The organism is Nostoc sp. DedSLP04, from assembly GCF_034530775.1.
Lineage (GTDB): Bacteria > Cyanobacteriota > Cyanobacteriia > Cyanobacteriales > Nostocaceae > Nostoc.
Map to the genome: position 1 here is coordinate 1 of NZ_JAVRCL010000130.1, position 3767 is coordinate 3767.

3 protein-coding genes and 1 pseudogene are annotated in these 3767 nt (G+C 37.5%); all 4 read left to right on the top strand.

All coding sequences use genetic code 11. The features are described from left to right. Positions 1–344 precede the first annotated feature (344 nt). Positions 345–1667, top strand: a pseudogene (locus RMX89_RS34385) (site-specific integrase); the annotation flags it as partial. A gap of 105 nt (positions 1668–1772) precedes the next feature. Then, on the top strand, positions 1773–2048 hold the full coding sequence (locus RMX89_RS34390) for a DUF433 domain-containing protein (protein WP_322674574.1): 276 nt from the start codon (positions 1773–1775) through the stop codon (positions 2046–2048). A gap of 48 nt (positions 2049–2096) precedes the next feature. Next, positions 2097–3230, top strand: a complete 1134-nt coding sequence (locus tag RMX89_RS34395) for an ATP-binding protein (protein WP_322692134.1) — start codon at positions 2097–2099, stop codon at positions 3228–3230. 286 nt (positions 3231–3516) lie between these two features. Beyond that, positions 3517–3747, top strand: a complete 231-nt coding sequence (locus tag RMX89_RS34400; protein WP_322692135.1) for a hypothetical protein — start codon at positions 3517–3519, stop codon at positions 3745–3747. Positions 3748–3767 lie beyond the last annotated feature (20 nt).

Below are 3767 nucleotides of genomic sequence, written 5' to 3' on the forward strand. Positions count from 1 at the left end.
CGGAGTAATCCTTTTTTTGGTTTAATTTTTTTCAACTGTCTAATGTTTGCAATAAACAGTGTCTGTTCTAAACATTGTTCGTTGATAACACATTTATTTTTAGGCTAAATATAGGCTAAAAAGACAGCATAATTATTAGGTTCAGAACTTATATCATGTCCGCTTGCTTATTAAACCCGAAGAACCCCACCCCGCCAAAGCTGTGCTTTGTCTCCCCTCCCCGCAGGCGGGGAGGGGTTGGGGGTGGGGTGCAATGACTGCGGGAATAGTAACTAATTATGCAGACATGATATCACGCATCATTTAAATGTTGTCCTGAACCAAGGTGATTAAAAAATCGCCCGTTTTTTTGCTCATCTCTGCAAGCACAGCAGCAAAAAGAACACATGAGAACGAAAGTACTATTGGAATTAGAGAAAGTTAATCTGCGTTTGAAGTCTGCAAAGGCAAAGGTGACAATTAGAGAATCGAATGGAAGTCTGCAATTACGAGCGACGTTACCAATTAAACCGGGAGACAAAGATAGCAACGGTACTGGGAGAAAGCAATACAATCTCAGTTTGAATATTCCCGCTAACTTGGATGGACTCAAGACGGCTGAGGAAGAAGCATACGAATTAGGAAAGTTAATCGCTCGTAAAACTTTTGAGTGGAATGATAAATATTTAGGTAATGAGGCGATTAAAAAAGAGTTTAAAACTATAGGAGAATTACTCGAACAATTTGAAGAAGAGTATTTTAAGACTCATAAACGAACTACTAAAAGTCAACATACTTTTTTTTATTACTTTTCCCGAACTAAACGATTTACGAATCCTAAAGATTTAGCGATCGCAGAAAATTTGATAACTTCAATTGAACAAATCGATAAAGAATGGGCTAAGTATAATGCAGCTAGAGCTATATCGGCATTTTGTGTGACATTCAATATCGAAATTGATTTATCTAAATATTCCAAAATGCCTGAGAATAATTCCCGAAATATACCTACAGATGCGGAAATATCTGAGGGAATTATCAAGTTTGAAGCTTATCAAAATAACAGAGGTAATCAAGTTAATCAAAACGTTCAAAATAGTTGGCAACTTTGGCGCTGGACGTATGGAATGTTAGCAGTTTTTGGTTTACGTCCACGGGAACTTTTTATTAATCCTGATATTGATTGGTGGTTGAGTGAAGAAAATACAGATTTGACATGGAAAGTTCATAATGATTCTAAGACTGGGGAAAGAGAAGCATTACCTTTACATAGACGATGGATTGAGGAATTTGATTTAAGAAATCCGAAGTATTTAAAGATGTTGAGGAGTGCGATCGCAAAAAAAGATAACACTAATCATGCTGAGATAACGGCATTAACACAGCGAGTTAGTTGGTGGTTCCGCAAAATAGGATTAGATTTTAAACCTTATGATTTACGTCACGCTTGGGCAATCCGGGCGCATATTTTGGGAATCCCAATTAAAGCGGCGGCGGATAATTTGGGGCATAGTGTGCAAGTTCACACGCAAACTTATCAACGTTGGTTTTCGCTAGATATGAGGAAGTTGGCGATTAATCAGGCGTTGAGTAAGAGGAATGAAGTTGAGTTGATTAGGGAGGAGAATGCAAAGTTGAAGATGGAGAATGATAAGTTGAGATTGGAGGTTGAAAAGTTGAAAATGTAAATGGTTTATAAACAAAGTTAAATTTACTGATAAATCATACCAAATTTAGAGAATTTGCTATGATTTATAGGTGAAAATCATCCAAATAAACCCATTAAGATATTTATGTCGGCTACTGACATTGGAACACTGATTGTTAGGTCACCCGAAACTCTAGGGGGTCGCCCTCGCATTGCTGATACTAGAGTTTCTGTTCAACGCATCACAGCTTTGTACAAACTTGGGCTGAATGCAGAAGAAATTGCTGAACGCATGGGAAATGTAAATCTTGTCCAAGTTTATGCGGCTTTAACTTATTATCACGTTAATCGAGAGGAAATTGAGGCGTACATCTCTGCTGAAAAAGCAGACTACAAGCGGTTAGCTACAGAAATGGGCTAAGTAATATGAGATCAATTCAATTATTTGTGTAAGGATGTTAGCAATAAAATGCTAGAAAAAGTAATACTTCATAATTTTAAAAGTCATAAATATACAGAACTTAGTTTTGATAGTTCTAGATTACATGCACTCGTGGGAAAAAACAGCGCTGGTAAAACAACCGTACTACAAGCGTTACATAATCTCAGTAGGCTTGCTGCTTCACCATTTAAAAGTATTTTTCAGTATGAAAGATCACCTGAATTCATTACAACAATTGGAAAAAAAGATATTTCTGTTACTGCAAGTGGTTTTTGGAGATTTACCACTCGGCAGAATTGGGAAGCTTCCTATAGTTGGAAGCAGCAAAATAATGATTATTGGCATCCCATAGCATCATGGAACATAAATGGAAAGCCAGGAGAATTAGAAGGATGGTCAAGTTCTTTAAGCGATTCTCCATATCCAATTCCTCAATCTCTGAAATATGCTGTTTACCTGAAGTTAGTTGCAAGTAATCTTGCTAAAGCAGCTTACAGCGAAGAAATTACGCCAAGGGTTGAATTCGACGGTTCTGGATTAGCACCCACTTTAGATTTTTTGCGTAATGAGGCTCCAGACAAATTTCAATTAATAGAAGGAATGTTGAGCCGGATTGTACCAAATGTTCGCAAAATTGGTATAAAGCGAGCAAAGGTTCCAGTTATTCGCAAACGTTTAATCGAAGTTGATGGTAAGTCTATTTCTTATGAAGAAAATCAGGAAATGACAGGGCAAGAAGTGATATTGGATATGAATACTGGTAATCGGATTTCAGCCCATGCAATTAGCGAAGGGACAATGCTAACATTAGGTTTGCTAACTGTGTTGATGAACCCTACTCAACCTAATTTAGTTTTTTTAGATGATGTCGAACAGGGACTTCATCCAAAGGCACAACGTGAGTTAATGACTGTTTTTAAGGAAATCATTCAATACAATACAAATTTGCAAATTATTTTTTCTACTCACTCTCCTTATATTATTGATGAGCTTGTTCCTTCTCAAGTACATATATTAAATAACAGTAATTCTGGATTCACAATCTCCAAACGTTTGGATGAACATCCTGATGTGGAATGGGCAAAACAAACTTTGACAACTGGTGAGTTTTGGGATGCTGAGGGTGAAGAGTGGGTTGTTGCAGGAGAAGTCAGTGATTGAGTTCATTGTAATAGTAGAAAGTGGTGCAGATGCAAGAACAGCTACTAAATTAGCCGAGCGCATTTTGATGGAGTAAATCGATTGGTTAGAACCTGAACTAATAAAAGATATATTTAACTGGAGTGGCTTACAGGTAGGAACAGAACATTCCTGCTGGAGCGACGTTACAAAAATCATTGATGATGCAAAAGACCAACTAAGATATAAACCTCCAAGATTTCTAGGCCATGATAGTAAGAATCTATCGTTAAAAGCCGATGGAGCAGCATCTATCAAGGTTCTTAATTTGGTACGTTTTCTTCAAAGAACGCGACAGATTAAAGCTGTTATCTTTATCCGTGATTTAGACAATCAACCAGAGCGTAGAGAAGGGCTTGAGCAAGCACGCTCAGAACATATTAATCGACAGCCCCAACTAAAAATTGTTATTGGTGCAGCTAACCCAAAGCGTGAAGCATGGGTTCTCAATGGGTTTATTCCGTCGGGAGCATCTCACTTTTGCAAAAATATCAGGTAGTAAGCTGACCATTGAGATAG

Coding starts and splice junctions, on each gene's coding strand:
- RMX89_RS34390 (WP_322674574.1), top strand. CDS start 1,773: ATGTCGGCTACTGACATTGGAACACTGATTGTTAGGTCACCCGAAACT.
- RMX89_RS34395 (WP_322692134.1), top strand. CDS start 2,097: ATGCTAGAAAAAGTAATACTTCATAATTTTAAAAGTCATAAATATACA.